The organism is Pseudomonas sp. S3_C06 (assembly GCF_054667675.1).
In genome coordinates this window covers 4,519,119-4,541,487 of the sequence record NZ_CP162747.1, presented here as the reverse complement: position 1 = coordinate 4,541,487, position 22,369 = coordinate 4,519,119, and the positions used below count along the sequence as shown (strand labels likewise).

Below are 22,369 nucleotides of genomic sequence, written 5' to 3'. Positions count from 1 at the left end.
ATGAGGTGAGTGCTGGCCGACGGGATTCGGCCAGCCTTTACTCGTCGTCGTCGAAGTTGTAGCTGCCCGGTGCGAGGTTTTCGAAGCGGGTGTACTTGCCGATAAACGCTAGGCGGATAAAACCGATCGGGCCGTTACGCTGCTTGCCGATGATGATTTCGGCGATGCCCTTGTGCTCGGTTTCGGGGTGATACACCTCGTCGCGATACACGAACATGATCACGTCGGCGTCCTGCTCGATCGCTCCGGATTCCCGCAAGTCGGAGTTCACTGGACGCTTGTTCGGACGTTGTTCCAGGGAGCGGTTGAGCTGCGACAGCGCCACCACCGGGCAGTTGAATTCCTTGGCCAGCGCTTTCAGGGATCGCGAGATCTCGGAAATTTCGTTGGTACGGTTGTCACCGCTGGAACCGGGGATCTGCATCAGTTGCAGGTAGTCGATCATGATCAGGCCGACGTCGCCGTGTTCACGCACCAGACGCCGGGTCCGCGCACGCATTTCCGACGGGCTGATACCGGCAGTGTCATCGATGAACAGCTTGCGATCGTTGAGCAGGTTGACTGCCGAGGTCAGGCGCGGCCAGTCATCGTCTTCGAGTTGACCGGAACGCACTTTGGTCTGGTCGATGCGGCCCAGCGAGGAGAGCATACGCATGATCAGCGATTCACCTGGCATCTCGAGGGAGTACACCAGAACCGCCTTCTCGCTGCGCAACACGGCGTTTTCCACCAGGTTCATCGCGAAGGTGGTTTTACCCATCGACGGACGGCCGGCGACGATGATCAAGTCGGACGGCTGCAGGCCGCTGGTCTTCTCGTCGAGGTCGGTGTAGCCGGTGGACAGGCCAGTGATGGCGTTGTCAGTGTTGAACAAGGTGTCGATGCGGTCGATGGCCTTGGTCAGCAAATCGTTCACACCTACCGGGCCACCGGTTTTAGGCCGGGCCTCGGCAATCTGGAAGATCTGCCGTTCGGCTTCATCAAGAATCTCGGCGGCAGTACGACCTTCAGGATTGAAGGCGCTGTCAGCGATCTCGGTACTGATGCCGATCAACTGGCGCAAGGTCGCTCGTTCGCGAACGATCTGCGCATAGGCCTTGATGTTGGCGACGGACGGCGTGTTTTTTGCCAGCTCGCCGAGGTAACCGAGGCCACCCACTTGCGAAGTCTGACCTTCCTTGTCCAGTTGCTCGGACAGGGTCACGACGTCGATTGGCATGTTCTGATCGGCCAGCTTGGCGATCGCACGGAAGATCAGACGGTGGTCATGTCGATAGAAATCGCCGTCGGAGACTTGATCGAGCACGCGCTCCCAGGCGTTGTTGTCCAGCATCAGACCACCGAGTACAGCCTGTTCGGCTTCGATGGAATGCGGCGGCACCTTCAGGGCAGCGGTTTGCAGATCGTATTGCTCGGGAGCGGAGATATCGTTCATGGCCACTTGTGTTGTTTGGAAAAACGGGGAATTCAGAAAGACAAAGGGCACGACCTGTAAACAGGATCGTGCCCGATGTTAACCGTCTGACGGACAAGCCGCCAGCCGATCAGTGTTGCTTAAGCTGCTACCACGACAACGCGTACGGTGGCTTCAACTTCGGCGTGCAGGTGCACAGCCACGTCGAATTCACCCACGTTGCGGATGGTGCCGTTCGGCAGACGAACTTCGCTTTTCGCAACTTCAACGCCGGAGGCGGTCAGTGCGTCAGCGATGTCGTGAGTACCGATCGAACCGAACAGCTTGCCTTCGTCGCCAGCGGTGGCAGTGATGGTCACTTCCAGCTCGGCCAGTTGGGCAGCACGGCTTTCAGCCGATGCTTTACGGTCTGCGGCAGCTTTTTCCAGCTCGGCACGACGCTCTTCGAACGCAGCCAGGTTGGCAGCGGTCGCAGCGGTAGCCTTGCCGAAAGGCAGCAGGTAGTTACGGCCGTAACCGGCCTTAACGTTTACTTTGTCGCCCAGGTTGCCCAGGTTGGCGATTTTTTCCAGAAGGATCAGTTGCATGTGGAAATCCTCTTAACTTTTAACCTTCACCGTTCGCGTTATCGGTGTCTTTCGACACGTGACGACCGCGAAAATCAATCAGGCTGTCGACAATGGCCAAGACCACGAGCAACGGATAGATCAGCTGCATGAACAACAGCAGCGTGACGTACAACCCCACCAGCCAGAAACCGGCCAGTCGCTTCTGCCCGACCAGCCCGTGAATCAGGGCAAGTCCGGCGAACACCAGCGGTACACTGCACAACGGCGTCAACATGGCCATCTGTGCACCGAGATTCGGGCCCAGAAGCATCAACGCCAGCAGTAACATCGCCGGCCCCAGCGGGATCCGGATGGCGCGAAACTCGCGACCAAAACCACCCGGGTTGTACAACAACGCCTGCCAATGCCGCCCGACAATCAGGCTCAGCACGCTGACGATTTGCAACAAAGCCGCAATCAGTCCGGTCAGGACCGGTGCAATCAGGGACGCGAAACGCGCTTGCTCATCGACCGACAATTGCTTGTAAGTCTCACCAAGAAGCGCCGGCATGACCTTTATCAAGGCCTGCGCGAGCATCTCGATCTGGGCCGCAAACGCGGCCCCGAGCACCACTGAAAACACCACTCCAATCACTACGCTGACCAGCAGCGTGCGAACCCAGGACTCACTTGCGCGCAAAACCAACGCAAGTCCCGAAGACCCCAGCAGCACCAGAAGTGCCCGTGGGTCATCGGCATATAGCCACCAGATCAATGCCGGCAGCAGCCCCAGAGACAGAACACCCAGGGCGTCCGTCAGTCCGCGCCGCAGCAGCACAAGGCTCCCCGCGGCAGCGCCCAACCAATACAACAACGGCAATGTTGCACATCCGGCCACCACGAGAGTGGCCTGCATACGGCCTCGCATGATGAACTCAGCTAAGGCACGCATGCATTCAATCCTTTGCTACTTGTCGACTGCCCGGTCTCAGCGGCCGTGGCTGTCGGTGTAGGCCAGCAGGGCCAGGAAGCGGGCGCGCTTGATAGCGGTGGCCAGCTGACGCTGATAACGAGCTTTGGTACCGGTGATGCGGCTTGGAACGATTTTGCCGGTCTCGGATACGTAGGCTTTCAGAGTGTTGAGATCTTTGTAATCGATCTCTTTCACGTCTTCAGCGGTGAAACGGCAGAATTTACGACGACGGAAGAAACGTGCCATTTGATAGGCTCCTTAATAAGGTCCGTGGATTACTCGTCAGCGTTATCGCTGTCGTTCTCTTCGCCTTCAGCGCTTTCAGCGCCTTCGTGCTCAGGACGATCGCGACGCTCACGGCGCTCACTGCGGTTTTCTTCAGCCTTGAGCATCTCGGACTGGCCAGTTACGGCTTCGTCGCGACGGATGACCAGGTTACGGATCACTGCATCGTTGTAGCGGAAGTTGTCTTCCAGCTCAGCCAGGGCCTTGCCAGTGCACTCAACGTTCAGCATCACGTAGTGAGCCTTGTGAACATTGTTGATTGCGTAGGCCAGTTGACGACGGCCCCAATCTTCCAGACGGTGGATTTTGCCGCCGTCTTCTTCGATCAGCTTGGTGTAACGCTCAACCATGCCGCCGACTTGCTCGCTCTGATCCGGGTGGACCAGAAAGATGATTTCGTAATGACGCATGAATGCTCCTTACGGGTTGTAGCCTGCCGCTCAAAAACGGTCAGACAAGGAGTGAATGACACTTATGGACTTGCTGGCGCGGGGCACATGCGTGCCTGCCGTCACAGCAAGGGGCGCAATTGTAGAGAAGGGACAGAAGAGGTGCAAGGCAGTTGGTGATTATTTGAACAACCACCCATTTATGCCACACCACAAAACACTGTGGGAGCGAGCCTGCTCGCGAATGCGATACATCAGGCAACATTAATGTCGTCTGACACACCCCTTTCGCGAGCAGGCTCGCTCCCACATTTGAACCGCTTTCAGCTCAAGACTACTTCTTCGCGGCAGCCTTGGCTTTAGCGCCGCGCTGACGCTGTGCTTCAAACAGGCAAACGCCAGTGGCTACGGAGACGTTGAGACTGCTGACGCTACCGGCCATCGGCAGCTTCACCAGATAATCGCAGTGTTCGCGAGTCAGGCGACGCATGCCTTTGCCTTCAGCGCCCATGATCAGGATGGTCGGCCCGGTCAGATCCTGGTCATAAATGCTGACCTCGGCCTCACCTGCCGTGCCGACGATCCACAGACCGCGCTGCTGAAGTTTTTCCAGGGTACGGGCGAGGTTGGTCACCGCCACCAGCGGAATCACTTCCGCCGCGCCGCAAGCGACTTTACGCACGACCGGCGTCAAAGTTGCCGATTTGTCTTTCGGCACGATCACCGCCAGCGCACCGGCCGCATCGGCCGAGCGCAGGCAAGCGCCGAGGTTGTGCGGGTCGGTCACACCGTCGAGCACCAACAACAGCGGCGCGCCTTCAGTGCGATCGAGCAGCTCGTCGAGCATGGCTTCGCCCCAGACCTGGCTCGGGCTGACTTCCGCGACCACGCCCTGATGCACGCCTTCAACCCAAGCGTCCATTTCGCGACGCTCGGCCTGACCTACCTGAACGCGATTTTCATTAGCCAGTTCAACCAGGGTCTGCACGCGCGGATCGTTGCGGCTTTCCGCCAGCCAGATCTGCTTGACGCGTTTCGGGTGGTGACGCAGCAACGCTTCTACCGCGTGAACGCCGTAGATTTTTTCCAACTGACTCATGACTTCGCCTTCGGTTTACGTGCCCCGCCACTTTTGGCTGGAGCAGAACCCGCTTTTGGCGGGCCTTTACGGTGTTTGCTCGGTTTGGCTGGCTTGCCGCCGGAGGCCTTTTCAGGCGCCGACCGTCCGGTCTTTCCCCCGGACGCCGCTTTACCACCGTTTTTGGCATCGGAAAGCAGCGCTTTCTTCATTTCACGGCTTTTGCGCAGCTCGGCGTTCTTCGCCACGGCATCGCTAGGGCGATAGGCTTCGGCAGCCTTTTCCTTGACCGGACGACGGCTGGCGGTTTTTGCCGGAGCCTTTTCTTCCGAAGCCTTGGCAGCAGGCGCAGCGGTTTCGGCGCCACGTTTTTTGCGACCGATCGGCGCGCTGATGGTTTTTTCGGCCATCTCGAAGTCGATCTTGCGTTCGTCGAGGTCAACGCGCATCACGCGTACTTCAACGGTATCGCCGAGGCGGAAGCTGCGACCGGTGCGCTCGCCCGCCAGACGGTGATGCACAGGATCGAAGTGGTAGTAATCGCCCGGCAGCGCGGTGACGTGCACCAGGCCTTCGACGTAGATATCGGTCAGTTCGACGAACAGACCAAAACCGGTCACTGCGGTGATCACGCCCGGGAACGATTCGCCTACGCGATCCTTCATGAACTCGCACTTGAGCCAGTTCACTACGTCGCGGGTCGCTTCGTCAGCACGGCGCTCGCTCATCGAGCATTGCTCGCCGAGTTGCTCCAGTGCCGCTTCGTCGTACGGGTAAATGCGCGCCTTCGGAATGGTCATCGCACCGGCACGACGAACGTGCGGGGTGTCCTGTTTCGAATGGATCACGCTGCGGATCGCGCGGTGCGTCAGCAGGTCCGGATAACGACGGATCGGCGAAGTGAAGTGGGTATAGGCTTCGTAATTCAGGCCAAAGTGGCCCTGATTGTCAGCGCTGTACACCGCCTGGCTCAGCGAACGCAGCATCACAGTCTGGATCAGGTGGAAATCCGGACGGTCCTTGATGCTCGCCAGCAAGGCCTGATAGTCCTTCGGCGACGGGCCGTCCTTGCCTTTGTGCAGGGACAGACCGAGCTCGCCAAGGAACGCACGCAATTTTTCCAGACGCTCCGGTGGCGGGCCATCGTGGACGCGGTACAGCGCAGGAATTTCGTGCTTCTTGAGGAATTCGGCGGTGGCCACGTTGGCCGCCAGCATGCATTCTTCGATCAGCTTGTGCGCGTCGTTGCGGGTGGTCGGACGGATTTCGGCAATCTTGCGCTCGGTACCGAAGATGATTCGGGTTTCCTGCGTTTCGAAATCGATCGCGCCACGTACGTGACGAGCAGCCAGCAGTACCTTGTACAGCGCATAAAGCTGTTTGAGGTGCGGCAGAACGTCGTTGTACTCACCGCGAAGCTGACGCGCTTCGGTGATTTTCGGCGTTTCCAGCATCGCGCTGACTTTGTTGTAAGTCAGACGAGCATGGGAATGGATCACCGCTTCATAGAAGCAGTAGTCGGTCATTTCGCCGGACTTGGAGATGGTCATCTCGCAAACCATGGCCAGACGATCGACGTGCGGGTTCAGCGAGCACAGGCCGTTGGACAACTGCTCAGGCAACATCGGCACGACGCGCTCGGGGAAGTACACCGAATTGCCGCGCACTTGCGCTTCGTTATCCAGCGCCGAGCCGATCTTCACGTAACTGGAAACGTCGGCAATCGCCACGTACAACTTCCAGCCGCCGGAGAACAGGCGCAGCTTGCCCGGTTTGGCTTCGCAATAAACAGCGTCGTCGAAGTCGCGGGCATCTTCGCCATCAATGGTGACGAACGGCAGATGGCGCAGGTCGACGCGCTTCTCTTTGTCTTTTTCTTCGACTTCCGGCTTGAGCTTGGCGGCTTCTTTCAGAACCGCTTCAGGCCAGACGTGCGGGATATCGTAGGTGCGCAGGGCAACGTCGATTTCCATGCCCGGCGCCATGTAGTTGCCGACCACTTCGACCACATCGCCTTGCGGCTGGAAGCGCGGCGTCGGCCAGTGGGTGATTTTCACCTCGACGAACTGACCGATCTGCGCGTTGGCGTTGCGGCCCGGCGTCACCAGCACTTCTTGCTGGATCTTCGGATTGTCGGCAACGACGAAACCGATGCCGCCCTCTTCGAAGTAGCGACCGACGATGGTTTCGTGAGCACGCGAAACCACTTCAACGATCACGCCTTCGCGGCGACCGCGACGGTCGAGGCCGGAAACACGGGCCAGCGCACGGTCGCCGTCGAATACCAGACGCATTTGCGCCGGGCTCATGAACAGGTCGTCGCTGCCGTCGTCCGGCACCAGGAAGCCGAACCCGTCACGGTGACCACTGATGCGGCCAAGGATCAGGTCGAGCTTGTCGACCGGCGCGTACGTACCGCGACGGGTGTAGATCAGTTGTGCGTCGCGTTCCATGGCGCGAAGGCGGCGGCGCAGAGCTTCGATCTGGTCCTCTGTGGTCAGACCAAACTCTTCGACCAGTTGCTCGCGGGCAGCAGGCGAACCCCGATCGGCGAGATGCGCCAGGATCAGTTCGCGGCTAGGAATAGGGTTTTCATATTTTTCCGCTTCACGAGCGGCCTCGGGATCGAGGGACTGCCAATCGGCCATTAGAGAGTTTTCACCTTGTCTATATGCGGGTTAGTTTGGCATAGGCGCCATGAAACGGGAAATTTCCGACTCTATAAGGCGCGTATCCGGGGCTGTAGCGTTGCTTGAAAGCCGTTTTGACCACCGCCGGTAAAAAAAATCATGTTTTTTGCTGAGAGGGGTTTACAGTTAAAAAGACGCTCCGTATAGTGCGCGCCATCGACGACGCACAAGCGCTGCCGATACTGCCCAGATGGTGAAATTGGTAGACACGCCAGCTTCAGGTGCTGGTGACCTTACGGTCGTGGAAGTTCGAGTCTTCTTCTGGGCACCAATTTCGAGTTTGAGACTAGATCAGTTTCAAGGCTCACACAAAACCCGCGAAAGCGGGTTTTTTGCATTCTAAGCCCGAGTTTTCTTAAAACTGATTTATTAAAATTAAATCAGGGGTTTACAGATCAAAAGGCGCTCCGTATAGTGCGCCACATCAACAGCGGCAACGCTAGCGATGATTGCCCAGATGGTGAAATTGGTAGACACGCCAGCTTCAGGTGCTGGTGACCTTACGGTCGTGGAAGTTCGAGTCTTCTTCTGGGCACCAATTCAAACTCAAGGTTACGACGTTGAGTTTCACAAAAACCCGCGAAAGCGGGTTTTTGCGTTTCTGGCCTCCTGAATCCCCCCTACAGGAACGCAGAGCCTCTCGCAAGGCGCACTTGAGAAACAATATCGTTTATCATTGTTGCAAGTTTTTGCAATGCGACAGTGAGGAACCCTGCGAATGACGTTTCGAAATACCCTGCGCCGAGGCCTGACCTTCACCTTCCTCGGCCTGGCGCTCGCCACTCCCCTCACCCAGGCTGCCGACGCGGTTTCCCTGACTCTCTACAACGGCCAGCACAAGGAAGTCGGCGACGCGATCGCCAAAGCCTTCGAAGCCAAGACCGGCATTCACGTCAATGTGCGCAAGGGCAGCAGCAATCAGCTCGCCAGCCAGGTCATCGAAGAAGGCGACCGCTCTCCCGCCGACGTGATCTACACCGAAGAATCGCCGCCACTGAACAATCTCGGCGAACTCGGCCTGCTGGCGAAAACCGATGACGCCACGTTGGCCGTGCTTCCGGAAAAATACGTGGCCGGTAACGGTACCTGGATCGGCGTGACTGCACGCGTTCGCGTCGTCGCCTACAACCCGAAACTGGTCGACGAAAAAGACCTGCCGAAATCGGTGATGGAGTTCTCCGATCCGCAGTGGCAGGGCAAAGTCGGCTTCGTACCGACCAGCGGCGCCTTCCAGGAACAGGCCGTGGCGATCATCAAGATGCACGGTCGCGATGCTGCTGAAGAATGGTTAACCGGTCTGCGCGCCTTCGGCAAGACCTACAGCAACAATATGGTTGCCCTCAAAGCGGTGGAAAACGGCGAAGTCGCCACCGTACTGGTGAACAACTATTACTGGTTCGCCCTGCAGCGCGAGAAAGGCAAACTCGACTCGAAACTGCATTACTTCACGGGTGGTGACGTCGGCGGCCTGATCACTGTGTCCAGCGCTGCCGTGCTGAAATCCAGCAAGCATCCAAAAGAAGCCCAGCAATTCCTCGCCTACATGGCCAGCGAAGAAGGCCAGCGCGTGATCACTCAGACCACCGCCGAGTATCCGCTGCATAAAGGCATGGAATCGGATCGCGGACTCAAGCCGTTCAGCGAGCTGGAAGCGCCGAACGTAACGCCTGCCGATCTGGGCAATGCCGAAGAAGCGCTGGAGCTGGAACGTGAAGTTGGCTTGAACTGATGGCCGCATCGTTATCCGCCCCCGCCGCGCGCGGGGGTTACGTGCCAAAACGCAAGCGGCCTTCGATCTGGCTGGTGCTGCCGGTGTTGCTGCTGGTGGTGCTGAGCCTTTTGCCGCTGGCCTATGTCGGACTCAAAGCCTGGCAGGCCGGTTGGGCCGAGGCGCTGCACTTGCTGTGGCGCCCGTATGTGTTCGGCCTGATGCGCAACACCTTGGCATTGATGGTTGGCGTGACCCTCGCGTGCGGCGTGATCGGTCTGTCGCTGGCCTGGCTGCTGGAGCGCAGCAATCTGCCGGGACGACGCCTGTGGGGGGTGATTCTGTGCCTGCCGTTCGCGGTGCCGGCGTTTGTCAGCAGCTTCACCTGGGTCTCTTTGAGCGCGCAGTTCGAAGGGCTTGGCGGGGCGATTCTGGTGATGAGCCTGTCGAAATACCCGCTGATCTTTCTGCCGGTAGCGGCAACCCTGCGCAATCTCGATCCCTCCCTTGAAGAGTCCGCGCGAACCCTTGGACAGAATCGCTGGGGCGTGTTCTTCCGCGTCACCTTGCCGCTGCTCTGGCCATCGTTGCTGGCCGGTTCGCTGCTAATTGCTTTGCACATGCTGGTGGAGTTCGGCGCGCTGTCGATCATCGGCCTGCAAACCTTCACCACCGCGATCTATCAACAATTCGAACTGGAATTCAGTAACGCCAACGCGGCGATGCTGTCGGCCGTATTGCTGGCCCTGTGTCTGGTGCTGCTGTGGCTGGAACTGCGCGTGCGCGGCAAAGGCCGGCATGTGCGCACCGGCCAAGGTGCTGCGCGACAGGCTGAGCAGGTTCGGCTCGGGCCTTGGGCAGCGGTCGGTCAGTTGTATTGCCTGCTGCTGGCGATTGTCGGCAGCGGGATTCCGCTGGGAATGTTGGCGTATTGGCTGGCGGTGGGTTCTTCGGCGGCATTCCCCGTGGCAGCGATTACCGAAGCACTGCTGTCCTCGCTGGCGCTGTCGCTCGGCGGCGCGGCGTTATGTCTGGTACTGGCGGTGCCGGTCGGTTTGCTGGTGGTGCGTTACAAAGGCCAACTGGCGATCTGGGCCGAGCGCTTGCCGTATCTGCTGCATGCCCTGCCAGGATTGGTCATTGCGTTGACGCTGGTGTATTTCGCCCTGCATTACGTGCCGGCGCTGTACCAGACTTCAGGCTTGCTGCTGATCGCTTATGCATTGTTGTTTTTGCCATTGGCACAGGCGCCGATTCGCACAGCGCTGAACAAGGCTGCGCCGCAGCTCGAAGAGGCTGCGCGCACGCTGGGCGCTTCATCGTTTACGGCGTTTTGTCGGGTGACGTTGCCGATTATCTTCCCGGCATTGGGCGCGGCGTTTGCACTGGTGTTTCTGGATGCGATGAAGGAATTGACGGCGACGCTGCTGCTGAGTCCGACCGGGCTGAACACGTTGGCGACTGAGGTTTGGGCGCATACCGCGAATGTCGAGTTTGCCGCGGCGGCGCCTTATGCGGCGTTGTTGATTTTGGTATCGGGACTGCCGGTTTATTTACTGACGACGCGGATGTATCTGAGCCGCTGATACCGCTTTCGCGAGCAGGCTCGCTCCCACAGAGAAACGCATTCCAATGTGGGAGCGAGCCTGCTCGCGAAGCGGCCCGCCCAGATGACCTCAAGCCCTGAACTGCCCCAGACTCGCCTTCAGCTGCGCCGCCAAACCATCCAGCACCTTGCCACTGGCCGTGGTCTCCACCACCGCCTGCGCCGCTTTCTCGGCCTGGGCATGAATCGTTTCGACTCGCCCGCGCACCGCCTGCGCACCTTGCGCCTGATGCGCCGCCGCTTGCGTCGCCAGGCCAATCGCCGCATGCACTTGCTCGACCGACGCCTGCACTGATTGCTGCAACCGCGCACTGTCACGCAACACCAGCAAGCCTTCGCTGGCCTGACGCCCGGCCTGACCGATCGCCTCGACCGCTTCACGCGCGCCCTGCTGCAACGCGACGATGTGCGCCTGAATATCGCCAGTAGAGCTTTGCGTCTTGCTCGCCAGCGCTCGAACTTCGTCCGCCACCACCGCAAAACCACGCCCGGTCTCGCCCGCCCGCGCCGCCTCGATAGCGGCGTTGAGCGCCAGCAGATTGGTCTGCTCGGCGATCCCATGAATCACCGTCAGCACCACTTCAATCTGTTCGCTCTGCTGCGCCAGCCGCTCGATGACTTTCGCCCCGGTATCGACCTGCCCCGCCAGCGCCTCGATCAGGCTGCCGACTTTGGCGGAGGTGCGGGTGTTTTCGTCGGTGGCCTGACGAATATCCACCACCTGCTTCAACGCCGCTTGCATTGCATGGCTTTCCGACTGCGCCTCATCAGCCATTTGCGACAGCGCTCGCAGGCTTTCCGCCACCTCATCACGCTGCATGCCGGCCGCCGCATCCGCCCCGGCATTGCGCAGGGTCATCGCGCCAATCTCGACGCCGGTACGCTGCGCAACATCGCCCGCCTCACGCACGATCGGCTGCAACTTATCCACAAAGCGATTGACCGCCGAGGCCATGTCGCCGATTTCGTCTTTGCTGTTGATCTGCACACGCTTGGTCAGATCGCCCTCGCCCGCCGCCAGGTCATCCATCGCTGCGTTGAGCATCTTCAGGCGATTGACCACGCGATGGCCCAACACTACCGCCAGCAACAACAGCACTCCACAACCGACCAGCGCCAGGCCCAGGCCTATGCGCCAGCGCAAGGTTGCTGCTGCTTCCCGAACGGTATTGGCGGTATTGGATTTCATCTCGGTTGCGGTGGACTGCGCTGATTGCAGGCGCGACTGCATGGCTTTGGCGCTGTCCGCTGCGGCGCCCTTGAGACTGTCGCCGACCAACTGATCACTGCTGGCGATCAACGCCGAGAAGCGCTTGTCCAGTGCCGCCAGATCGGTTTCAACCGAGGCTGTGGACACACCCATCAGCACCTTGCCGATTTCCACGCCGTTTGGATTGATCGAGGCTTCAAGGTAATAAACCGACGGATCGTTCTTGGCCGCATCCAGCACTTTATCCAGCGCACGCTCGCCCTGGCCTTTTTCCAGCAAGGCCTTGTTGATCGGGTTTTCGCGGTTGAGATAACGGGTCAGGTGCTGGCCAGTGGCGTCGTCGTAGACCACGAACAGCACATTGGGATTGCGCTGGGCCCGGCGGGCGAACTCGGAAAGGGTCGGCACGTCGCTGTCCCACATGGCGCGCGGCGCAACGGAGGCGAGCAACTGCGCCATGTCATTGGCCGAATCCTTCAGATCCTTTTCCAGCGTCGCCCGCAACTGCGCCTGCTCGTCTTTCAGCCGCGAAGACAGACCGGCAGTCAGGCGCTGACGAGTGCTGGCAGACAACGCATCGAGGCTCGACGTGACTTCACGTCCCGCCTGCTCAAGTTCGCCGGAGAGTTTCTGGCTGTCGGCGCCGAGGCGCACCGCCAAATCAGCTTCCAGCGCGGTGACGGTGCTCCGCGTCAGGGCAACGGCCACCAACACCTGCACCAAAAGGGCGATACCAAGGGTAACGAACACGGGCCGCAACAAACGGCTTTGTAACAGTGAGAGAACGGCCGACACTGTGAATCCCTCTACTTCTGACGCCATTAATTTGATGGCACTCTTGTAGACAGATTCACAGCAAAGGTCATGCCGTCCAACAGGCATAAACGACAAAGGCCCCGATGAAGGGGCCTTTGTGTTTTTACATCAACGACTTATCAAGCAAACGGATGACGCAGAACGATGGTTTCGTTGCGATCCGGGCCCGTCGAAATAATGTCGATCGGCGCGCCGATCAACTCTTCAACGCGTTTGATGTAGGCACGAGCGTTAGCTGGCAGCTCTTCCAGGGTTTTCGCACCCACGGTCGATTCGGTCCAGCCTGGCACTTCTTCGTACACAGGCTGCAGGCCTACGTAGCTGTCAGCGTCGGTCGGGGCAACAGCATTGCCGTCCGCATCTTTGTAGCCGACGCAGATGTTGATGGTTTCCAGGCCGTCGAGAACGTCCAGCTTGGTCAGGCAGATGCCCGAGATGCTGTTCACATCGATAGCGCGACGCAGAATAACGGCGTCGAACCAGCCGCAACGACGGGCACGGCCGGTGGTCGCGCCGAACTCGTGACCTTGTTTGGCCAGGTGTGCGCCGACGTCGTCGAACAGCTCAGTCGGGAATGGACCCGAACCTACGCGAGTGGTGTAAGCCTTGGTGATGCCCAGGATGTAGTCCAGGAACATCGGGCCAACGCCGGAACCGGTGGCCACGCCACCGGCGGTGGTGTTGGAGCTGGTCACGTACGGGTAGGTACCGTGGTCGATGTCGAGCAACGAACCTTGGGCGCCTTCAAACATGATGTCTTTGCCGGCGCGACGCAGGTCGTGCAGCTCAGCCGTCACGTCGAGCATCAGCGGCTTCAGCAGCTCAGCGTATTCCTTGCACTCGGCCAGGGTCTTTTCGAACTCGATGGCCGGCTCTTTGTAGTAACCGACCAGCATGAAGTTGTGGTAATCCACCAGTTCACGCAGCTTGTCTTCGAAGCGCGGCATGTTCAGCAGGTCGCCAACACGCAGGCCACGACGCGCAACCTTGTCTTCGTACGCCGGGCCGATGCCGCGACCGGTGGTACCGATCTTCAGCTCGCCACGGGCCTTTTCACGGGCCTGGTCCAGCGCCACGTGGAAGGACAGGATCAGCGGGCAGGACGGGCTGATACGCAGACGCTCGCGCACCGGTACGCCTTTCTCTTCCAGCTTGGTGATCTCGCGCAGCAGGGCGTCAGGTGCAACCACCACGCCGTTGCCGATCAGGCACTGCACGCCTTCGCGCAGCACGCCCGACGGGATCAGGTGCAGGACGGTTTTCTCGCCGTCGATCACCAGTGTGTGGCCAGCGTTGTGGCCACCTTGGTAGCGCACTACGGCGGCAGCATGTTCGGTCAGCAGATCAACGATCTTGCCTTTGCCCTCATCACCCCATTGGGTGCCCAGGACTACGACATTCTTACCCATAACACTTGTCCTCATTCGCGCAAACTTGGTGCCGGCGATGGCCGGCAGGAAAACTCAAGAAGCCAGTGGCGATACTTGCCAAAGCCCGTTCTGCTGAATCAATTGCCGGTCGCAGTCCGCATCACGGGCGGCGGCCAAAGGTTGTCCAGGCAACGCCTGAACGACACGCTGACCCTCACTGCGCAACTGGCAAACCTGCTGCCAGAGTGCCGCATCCGTACTGTCAGGCATCCAGATACCGCCAGACGGTAGCTCGATCTCAGCACGCCCCAGGGTCACCAGGGTTTTCAAATCGGTGGAAAAGCCTGTCGCTGGACGGGCGCGACCGAAGTCGGCACCGATGTCGTCGTAACGACCGCCCTGAGCGATGGACTGGCCAACGCCCGGCACGAACACCGCGAACACCACACCGGTGTGGTAGTGGTAGCCACGCAGCTCGCCCAGGTCGAAGTACAACGGCAGCTCCGGGAACCGCGCCGACAGGCGCTCGGCGATCGCCAGCAAATCTTCCAGTGCCGCCAGAACCGGCGCCGGCGCATTGGCCAGACGCTCGCGGGCAGCGCTTAACACTTCACGGCCGCCGCACAGATCAACCAGCGCACGCAGCATGCCGGACAAATCGGCCGGCAGGCCTTCGGTCAAGGTAATGACCTCGTCGATGGCTTTGCGTTGCAGCGCGTCGAACAACTGCTGCTCGACTTCACCCGACAGACCGGCGGCACGCGCCAGACCACGGTAGATGCCGACATGACCAAGATCCATGTGCACATCCGGCACGTCGGCCAGTTGCAGCATGGCCAGCATCAGGCTGATCACTTCAACGTCGCTGCTCGGGCTGGCGTCGCCGTACAACTCGGCGCCCAACTGGATCGGGCTGCGCGAGGACGACAATGCACGCGGCTGGGCATGCAGCACGCTGCCGGCGTAGCACAGACGGCTCGGACCTTCGCGCCGCAGGGTGTGCGCATCGATGCGCGCCACTTGCGGCGTGATGTCGGCACGGAAACCCATCTGCCGGCCCGACTGCGGGTCGATGACCTTGAAGGTACGCAGATCCAGGTCCTGGCCCGCGCCGGTCAGCAGGGATTCCAGGTACTCGATATGGGGAGTCACGACAAACTCGTAACCCCAGCTCTGGAACAGATCCAACACCTGACGACGCGCGACTTCAATGCGCGCCGCTTCCGGTGGCAGTACTTCTTCGATGCCATCTGGCAGCAGCCAGCGGTCTACCGTTGCCATTACGCCATTCCCCTTTGATCCGGGCGGCCAGCCTGCGGGCGAGCCTTGAGTGAAGCAGAAAATGACCAATCCGTTCAAAACGCACGCGCATGAACGACGCGGCGAAAGGCCTGTTACCGGCTTCGCCCATCACTTTCCTCGAAATACTCTCGGGCCATTCAACCCGATGCCTGCAACAAAAAACAGCAATCAAACGTGCAGACGCAAAAAAGCCGGGAATTTCCCGGCTGCCGCATCATACACACGTTTTCCCAAAGGATCACCCCGCCCGAGGTTTTAGCCGCCGGGCGGAATGATTCAGGTCAACGGCGTATCAAGGCTTGGCCTTTTCCAGGTAGTGGAAAAAGTCGCTGCTTGGGTCGAGGACCAATACGTCGGATTTGTTCGCGAAGCTTTCACGGTAGGCACGCAGGCTACGGTAGAAACTGTAGAACTCCTGATCCTGACCGTAGGCCTTGGAGTAGATCGCAGCGGCCTGGGCATCACCGTCACCGCGAACCTCTTCGGATTCACGATAGGCTTCAGCCAGCAACACGCGGCGTTGACGATCGGCGTCAGCACGGATGCCTTCAGCCAGTTCGTTACCCTTGGCGCGGTGCTCGCGAGCTTCACGCTCACGCTCGGTGCTCATACGTTCGAACACGCTGCGGTTCACTTCTTTCGGCAGGTCGATGGTCTTGACCCGGACATCGACCACTTCGATACCCAGCTCTTTTTCCGCCATCTTGTTCAGCGAAGCAGTGATGTCAGCCATCAGTGCGTCACGCTCACCCGACACCACTTCGTGCAGGGTGCGCTTACCGAACTGGTCACGCAGACCGGATTCCAGACGACGGGACAGACGCTCGTCGGCGATTTGCTTCAGACCGGAAGTCGCGGTGTAGAAGCGCTCGGCATCTTTCACTCGCCACTTGGCGTAGGCATCGACCATCACGGCTTTCTTTTCCAGGGTCAGGAAGCGCTGCGTCGGTGCATCGAGCGTCATCAGACGTGCGTCGAATTTACGCACCTGGTTAACGTAAGGCACTTTCACATGCAGACCCGGCTGAACATCGGCCTGAACCACACGACCGAATTGCAGCAGCACCGCACGCTCGGTCTGAGCGACGATGTAGAAGCAGTTCCAGCCCACCAGCACGACAACGACGCCAACGATCAGGGCGATCAGCGATTTATTGCTCATCAGCGGGTCTCCCTTGTGCGCGACTGCGGCAGGTCAGTGACATGCGGCGTGACGTCCGTGTTGTTGCTGGCGGCAGCCGAACCGGTGACCGGTGCATTGCTGCCTGAACTGTTCTGAATCATTTTGTCCAACGGCAGGTAAAGCAGGTTGCTCTGGCCGTTTTTGTTGCCGGTCACGAGTACCTTGCTGGTGTTGCTGAAGACTTCCTGCATGGTGTCCAGGTACAGACGCTGGCGGGTAACCTCAGGTGCCTTGCGGTACTCGGCAACCAGTTTGGTAAAGCGATCTGCTTCACCCTTGGCGCGCGAGACCGTTTCGTCACGGTAACCGTTGGCATCTTCGAGTATGCGCTGGGCCTGACCACGGGCTTCCGGCACGACGCCGTTGGCGTAGGTTTCAGCCTGGTTGCGCGAACGCTGCTCGTCTTCACGGGCGCGGATCACGTCGTCAAAGGCTTCCTGCACTTCACGCGGTGCCGCTGCGCTCTGTACGTTGACCTGAGTGACGGTGATACCGGTGCGATAGGTATCGAGGAAGCGTTGCAGACGCTCCTTGATTTCGCTGGCCATCAGTTCACGACCTTCGGTCAGCACCTGGTCCATGGCGGTCGAACCCACCACGTGGCGCAGGGCGCTGTCGGTCGCGTGCTGCAGGCTGATTTCCGGCTGATCAACGTTCAGCACGAAGTCCTGCAGATTGCTGATCTTGTACTGCACGGTCAGCGGCACTTCGACGATATTCTCGTCTTCGGTCAGCATCTGGCCCTGCTTGGTGTAGGCACGCTCACGCGTGACGTTTTCCATGTACTTCTTGTCGATCGGCGGGAAGTAGATGTTCAGGCCCGGGCCGACAGTCTCGTAGTACTTGCCGAAACGCAGCACCACGGCCTGCTCCTGCTCGTCCACCACATAGACCGCGCTGTACAGCCAGACAGCCGCCAGCACAACGAGGCCGATGCCGAGCAGACCGCCGAAGCCGCCACTGCTCTTGCCCGAACCACCGCCGTCATCACCACGTTTCTTACCACCACCGAACAACCCGTTCAGGCTTTCCTGCAGCTTTCGGAAGGCCTCGTCGAGATCCGGTGGCCCCTTGCGGTCGCCGTTATTGCGGCGCTTGCCACCCCAAGGATCCTGATTATTCGAGTTGCCACCCGGCTCATTCCAAGCCATAGCGCTCTCCATCTGATAAAGCAAAGACGCACCCACGGCGCGCCGACCAATGCTACAGAATGCCTGCCTTTGCGGCACAACCGCTTTGTCAGGCTTTTATTGCAAAGTGTGTTGCTCGATGAATTCCATCGGCTGCAATCCTTCGCGGCTTACCAGTCGATTCAACTCGACACGGGGCAAACGAACGGCCAGCAGACTGATGCCTTCTTCGTCATGCTCTTCTTTCTGCACCGCACCGAGTTCGAAAAACTGCGCACGCAGTCGGGCGAATCGTTGCGGCAAGCGCAAGGTACCGATAAACAAATCACTGCCAAGTAATTCGGCGATGGCTTGCTCAAGCAATTCCAGACCACTACCGTCACGCGCCGAAAGCCAGACCCGCTGGGGCTTGCCGTTTTCGTCGCGCTGGATTTGTGGCTCAACGCCTTCAAGCAAATCGAGTTTGTTATAGACCTCGAGGATCGGCAAGTCCTGGGCACCAATCTCGCCCAGCACCACCATCACCTGCTCGATCTGCAACATGCGATCCGGTTCGGCCGCATCGATCACGTGCAACAGCAGATCGGAATTGCTCGACTCTTCGAGGGTAGACCGAAATGCCTCGACCAGCTTGTGCGGCAGGTGACGAATGAAGCCCACCGTGTCCGCCAGGACAATCGGCCCCAGGTCGTCCAGTTCCAGACGGCGCAGGGTGGGGTCCAGCGTGGCGAACAATTGGTCGGCCGCGTAGACGTCGGATTTCGTCACGTTATTGAAGAGTGTGGACTTGCCGGCGTTGGTGTAGCCCACCAGAGACACGGTAGGAATGTCCGCACGGGAGCGACCGCGTCGCGATTGCTCGCGCTGGCTGCGCACCTTCTCCAGCCGGCCCTTGATCTGGCGCAGGCGGACCCGCAGCAAACGGCGGTCGGTTTCCAGTTGGGTTTCACCCGGACCGCGCATGCCGATACCGCCACCCTGACGTTCAAGGTGAGTCCAGCCGCGAACCAGCCGCGTGCTCATGTGGTCAAGCTGGGCCAGTTCGACCTGGAGCTTGCCTTCATGGGTACGGGCGCGCTGGGCGAAAATATCGAGAATCAGGCCGGTACGGTCGATCACGCGACACTCGAAAACACGTTCGAGGTTACGTTCCTGACTGGGCGTGAGGATGTGATTGAAAATCACCAGATCGGCTTCTTCAGCCTTGACCAGGTCGCGCAGTTCCTCGACCTTGCCGCTGCCGATCAGGTATTTGGCGGTTGGCCGATGACGCGGCACGTTAAAAAACGCAACGGTCTCGGCGCCGGCCGAATTAGCCAATTCCTGAAACTCCTGCGGATCTTCGCGCGCCTCAGGGTCCTGTCCATCCAAGTGAACGAGGATGACTCGTTCACCACCACCGTGGCGCTCAAAGAACAAAGGAGACTCCTATCAGGCGTTACCTGGCTCAGCGTCACCTGCTTCGGATTCGGTTGCGCTAGGCAGACGAATTGGACGAACCGGCACTACTGTCGAGATAGCGTGTTTGTAAACCATCTGGCTCACGGTGTTTTTCAGCAGGATCACGAACTGGTCGAACGACTCGATCGTGCCTTGCAGTTTGATACCGTTGACCAGGTAGATGGAAACCCCAACTTTCTCTTTACGTAAAGTATTCAAGTAAGGGTCTTGTAGCGAATGCCCTTTTGACATGTGCCGCACTCCTTTAAGGATTCAATAATAAAAATAGGTAATTCAGATGGCTTTGGCCGTCACACCCCCAAGGATAGACGGCAATTGCAAGGACTCAGCTCAATATGGAGATGGTCCCAAGGTATTTCAAGGCGCGTGGCAGATTGTCGCAATCAAGACTGTCCAGCCAGTGTATATCTTCCCAGCTGCGCAGCCAGGTGAACTGGCGTTTGGCCAATTGGCGCGTGGCGATGATGCCGCGCTCCTGCATTTCGGCCAATGTCAGCTTGCCATCCAGGTAGTCCCAGACTTGGCGGTAGCCTACCGCACGTATAGACGGCAACCCCGAATGCAGGTCACTTCTTTTACGCAGGGCTACGACCTCGTCGATGAACCCCTGTTCCAACATATTTGTGAATCTTTGTTTAATGCGCTCGTGCAATACCTGACGATTTGCCGGGGCAATGGCCAAGTTCGCGACAGTATAGGGCAATTGTTGCAGTCCCGAAGCGGCTGCTTCAGTACTTTGCGCAGATTGTTGCAGGCGCAACTCGGTCATGCTCTGACCACTGACCCGATAAACTTCCAGCGCGCGACTCAGGCGCTGCGGATCGTTCGGGTGAATCCGCGCCGCTGACACCGGGTCGATGACCGCCAATTGGTCGTGCAAGGCTTGCCAGCCAAGGCGTGCAGCCTCTTCTTCGATCTGCGCGCGGACTTCGGGGTCGGCGGCGGGCATGTCTGCCAGGCCTTCGACCAGAGCCTTGTAATAGAGCATCGTGCCACCGACCAGCAGCGGAATTTTTCCGCGTGCGGTGATCTCGGCCATGGCTTGCAGGGCATCGCGACGGAAATCTGCAGCTGAATAGGCTTCGGCAGGATCAAGAATATCGATCAGACGGTGCGGAAATTCGGCCAGCAATTCTTTCGAAGGCTTGGCCGTGCCGATGTCCATGCCGCGATAGACCAGCGCCGAATCGACACTGATCAACTCACACGGCAGCACCTTGGTCAGCTCGATGGCCAGATCGGTCTTGCCCGCAGCGGTCGGGCCCATCAGGAAAATCGCTGGAGGGAGCTGGCTCATCAACGACCGCGCAGGAACAGTTTGTCCAGATCGTCCAGACCCAATTGGGTCCAGGTCGGTCGGCCATGGTTGCATTGACCGCTGCGCTCGGTGTTTTCCATGTCACGCAGCAGACCGTTCATTTCCGGCAGGGCCAGGCGTCGGTTGGCGCGAATCGCGCCGTGACAGGCCATGGTGCCGAGCAATTCGTTGAGGTGCGCCTGAATCCGGTCGCTGGTGCCGTATTCCATCAGGTCCGACAGTACGTCGCCGACCAGACGGTTGGCTTCAGCTTGCTTCAACAACGCCGGAATCTGGCGGATTGCCAGGGTTTCCGGGCCCAGACGCTGCAATTCGAAGCCCAGGCGCTGGAACCATGCCGCGTGTTCTTCAGCGCAATCAGCCTCGCGCTGGCTAACGGCGAGGGATTCCGGCACCAACAACGGCTGACCGCTGAGGCCTTCGCTGGCCATGGCGATCTTCAGGCGTTCGTACATGATCCGCTCATGAGCGGCGTGCATGTCCACCAGCACCAGCCCTTGAGCGTTTTCGGAAAGAATATAGATGCCTTTCAACTGCGCCAGGGCATAACCGAGCGGCGGAATGTCTTCCTGACCAGCCGGCAGTGCGTTGGCGTTTGCCTCAGGCAGCGGCGCGAAAAACTCGCGATACGCAGCCTGAGCCTCAGCAGCCGGCGGCACCGCCGATTGCGGGCGCGGTGTGTACTGATACTGATAGGCGCCGCCAGCACTGGCACCGGAGGCGGTATTGAACGCCGGCTGCGCCTGCGGTTGCTCCAGCAGCGCGTTGGCCGCCAGACGCATTTCGCCTTGCGGGCCGAACTCACCGGCATCGATGCCCGTTGGCCGCACGACGGCAGTGGTCACGGAACCGGCAAGCTGATCTTCCGGCCGCACATCGCCCAAAGCGCGGTGCAAGGTGCCGTAAAGGAAGTCATGCACCATGCGCCCGTCACGGAAGCGCACTTCGTGCTTGGTCGGGTGCACGTTGACGTCGACCGCCGCCGGATCGACTTCGAAAAACAGCGCAAAGGTCGGGTGACGGCCGTTGAACAGCACATCGCGATAGGCCTGACGCACCGCGTGGGCCACCAGTTTGTCGCGCACCGCCCGGCCATTCACAAAGAAATACTGCAAATCCGCCTGACTGCGGTTGAACGTCGGCAATCCAACCCAGCCCCACAAATGCAGGCCATTGCGTTCGATCTTGATCGGCAGCGCCTGCTCAAGGAAACCTGAGCCGCAGATTGCCGCCACACGGCGGGCGCGGGCCGCATCATCGTGGGCCTCGTGCAGGCTGAGGATGGTCTTGCCGTTGTGGCGCAGATGGAATGCCACGTCGAAACGCGCCAGTGCCAGACGTTTGATCACTTCTTGCAGGTGATCGAATTCGGTTTTTTCGGTCTTGAGGAATTTGCGCCGCGCTGGGGTGTTGAAGAACAAGTCGCGCACTTCCACCGAGGTGCCGACCGGATGCGCCGCTGGCTGAACCCGTGGCGCCATGTCACGGCCTTCGGTTTCGACCTGCCAGGCTTGATCGGCATCGCGAGTACGCGAGGTCAGCGTCAGGCGCGCCACGGAGCTGATCGACGCCAGTGCCTCTCCACGGAACCCGAGACTCATCACCTGCTCAAGGTCTTCCAGATTGCGAATCTTGCTGGTGGCGTGACGTGCCAGGGCCAGCGGCAGGTCGTCGGCGGAAATTCCGCTGCCATCGTCACGAACCCGCAGCAGCTTGACGCCACCCTGCTCGACGTCGACATCAATGCGTTTGGCGCCGGAATCGAGGCTGTTTTCCAACAGTTCCTTGATCACCGAGGCCGGGCGTTCAACCACCTCACCGGCGGCGATCTGGTTCGCCAGCCGTGGGCTGAGCAGTTCAATGCGAGCAGCAGCGTTCAGCACTTCGT

At 59.6% G+C, this 22,369-nt stretch carries 18 protein-coding genes and 2 tRNA genes; 4 read left to right on the top strand and 16 right to left on the bottom strand.

What is annotated here, in order from left to right; all coding sequences use genetic code 11:
- Positions 1–37 precede the first annotated feature (37 nt).
- The 7 genes from dnaB to rnr all read right to left on the bottom strand — a co-directional run bounded on the left by dnaB (position 38) and on the right by rnr (position 7,335).
- Positions 38–1,435: a replicative DNA helicase gene (gene dnaB, locus AB4N44_RS20150; RefSeq protein WP_007915846.1), complete on the bottom strand. Its 1,398-nt coding sequence runs from the start codon at positions 1,433–1,435 to the stop codon at positions 38–40.
- A gap of 119 nt (positions 1,436–1,554) precedes the next feature.
- Entirely contained in the window at positions 1,555–2,001 is a 447-nt protein-coding gene (gene rplI, locus AB4N44_RS20145; protein ID WP_003186385.1) for a 50S ribosomal protein L9, read from the bottom strand.
- 19 nt (positions 2,002–2,020) lie between these two features.
- A complete protein-coding gene (locus AB4N44_RS20140; RefSeq protein ID WP_016983782.1) occupies positions 2,021–2,914 on the bottom strand; it encodes a hypothetical protein in 894 nt (297 codons plus the stop codon).
- Positions 2,915–2,950: 36 nt separating this feature from the next.
- Entirely contained in the window at positions 2,951–3,181 is a 231-nt protein-coding gene (rpsR, locus tag AB4N44_RS20135; RefSeq protein WP_002551829.1) for a 30S ribosomal protein S18, read from the bottom strand.
- A 29-nt stretch (positions 3,182–3,210) separates the two neighbouring features.
- Positions 3,211–3,630 (bottom strand): 30S ribosomal protein S6, encoded by a 420-nt coding sequence (gene rpsF, locus AB4N44_RS20130; protein ID WP_007915844.1) that lies wholly within the window; start codon positions 3,628–3,630, stop codon positions 3,211–3,213.
- A gap of 313 nt (positions 3,631–3,943) precedes the next feature.
- A complete protein-coding gene (gene rlmB, locus AB4N44_RS20125; protein WP_127925618.1) occupies positions 3,944–4,708 on the bottom strand; it encodes a 23S rRNA (guanosine(2251)-2'-O)-methyltransferase RlmB in 765 nt (254 codons plus the stop codon).
- Positions 4,705–7,335 carry a ribonuclease R gene (gene rnr / locus AB4N44_RS20120; protein WP_127925617.1) on the bottom strand — a complete coding sequence of 877 codons (2,631 nt, stop codon included), beginning with the start codon at positions 7,333–7,335 and terminating at the stop codon, positions 4,705–4,707. Before rnr ends, rlmB begins: the two co-directional genes overlap by 4 nt.
- Positions 7,336–7,561: 226 nt before the next feature.
- Between rnr and AB4N44_RS20115 the strand changes: the two genes are divergently transcribed.
- From AB4N44_RS20115 to AB4N44_RS20100, 4 genes are all read left to right on the top strand, one after another.
- Positions 7,562–7,648 (top strand) — tRNA-Leu (locus AB4N44_RS20115).
- Between the two features lie 180 nt (positions 7,649–7,828).
- Positions 7,829–7,915, top strand: a tRNA-Leu gene (locus tag AB4N44_RS20110).
- A 180-nt stretch (positions 7,916–8,095) separates the two neighbouring features.
- A complete protein-coding gene (locus tag AB4N44_RS20105) occupies positions 8,096–9,106 on the top strand; it encodes an extracellular solute-binding protein (RefSeq protein ID WP_127925616.1) in 1,011 nt (336 codons plus the stop codon).
- The gene (locus AB4N44_RS20100; RefSeq protein WP_460107852.1) at positions 9,106–10,671 is read left to right on the top strand and encodes an ABC transporter permease; all 1,566 of its coding nucleotides are present in this window, start codon (positions 9,106–9,108) and stop codon (positions 10,669–10,671) included. The genes AB4N44_RS20105 and AB4N44_RS20100 overlap by 1 nt, the downstream gene beginning before the upstream one ends.
- A gap of 90 nt (positions 10,672–10,761) precedes the next feature.
- On the opposite strand, the gene AB4N44_RS20095 is transcribed toward AB4N44_RS20100, so the two are convergent.
- The 9 genes from AB4N44_RS20095 to mutL form a co-directional block, all read right to left on the bottom strand.
- Entirely contained in the window at positions 10,762–12,696 is a 1,935-nt protein-coding gene (locus tag AB4N44_RS20095) for a methyl-accepting chemotaxis protein (protein WP_127925614.1), read from the bottom strand.
- Between the two features lie 140 nt (positions 12,697–12,836).
- A complete protein-coding gene (locus tag AB4N44_RS20090) occupies positions 12,837–14,126 on the bottom strand; it encodes an adenylosuccinate synthase (protein ID WP_127925613.1) in 1,290 nt (429 codons plus the stop codon).
- A gap of 54 nt (positions 14,127–14,180) precedes the next feature.
- Entirely contained in the window at positions 14,181–15,368 is a 1,188-nt protein-coding gene (locus tag AB4N44_RS20085) for an ATP phosphoribosyltransferase regulatory subunit (protein ID WP_007915833.1), read from the bottom strand.
- Positions 15,369–15,681: 313 nt separating this feature from the next.
- Positions 15,682–16,551 (bottom strand): protease modulator HflC, encoded by an 870-nt coding sequence (gene hflC / locus AB4N44_RS20080; RefSeq protein ID WP_007915830.1) that lies wholly within the window; start codon positions 16,549–16,551, stop codon positions 15,682–15,684.
- Positions 16,551–17,723, bottom strand: coding sequence for an FtsH protease activity modulator HflK (gene hflK, locus AB4N44_RS20075; RefSeq protein WP_007915828.1), 1,173 nt, complete (start codon positions 17,721–17,723; stop codon positions 16,551–16,553). Before hflK ends, hflC begins: the two co-directional genes overlap by 1 nt.
- Positions 17,724–17,819: 96 nt before the next feature.
- Positions 17,820–19,121 carry a ribosome rescue GTPase HflX gene (gene hflX / locus AB4N44_RS20070; protein ID WP_007915827.1) on the bottom strand — a complete coding sequence of 434 codons (1,302 nt, stop codon included), beginning with the start codon at positions 19,119–19,121 and terminating at the stop codon, positions 17,820–17,822.
- 12 nt (positions 19,122–19,133) lie between these two features.
- Complete coding sequence (gene hfq, locus AB4N44_RS20065; RefSeq protein ID WP_007902656.1) at positions 19,134–19,394, bottom strand: RNA chaperone Hfq; 261 nt, start codon at positions 19,392–19,394, stop codon at positions 19,134–19,136.
- Between the two features lie 94 nt (positions 19,395–19,488).
- Positions 19,489–20,460 (bottom strand): tRNA (adenosine(37)-N6)-dimethylallyltransferase MiaA, encoded by a 972-nt coding sequence (miaA, locus tag AB4N44_RS20060; RefSeq protein WP_127925612.1) that lies wholly within the window; start codon positions 20,458–20,460, stop codon positions 19,489–19,491.
- The gene (mutL, locus tag AB4N44_RS20055) at positions 20,460–22,361 is read right to left on the bottom strand and encodes a DNA mismatch repair endonuclease MutL (RefSeq protein WP_460111692.1); all 1,902 of its coding nucleotides are present in this window, start codon (positions 22,359–22,361) and stop codon (positions 20,460–20,462) included. The genes miaA and mutL overlap by 1 nt, the downstream gene beginning before the upstream one ends.
- Positions 22,362–22,369 lie beyond the last annotated feature (8 nt).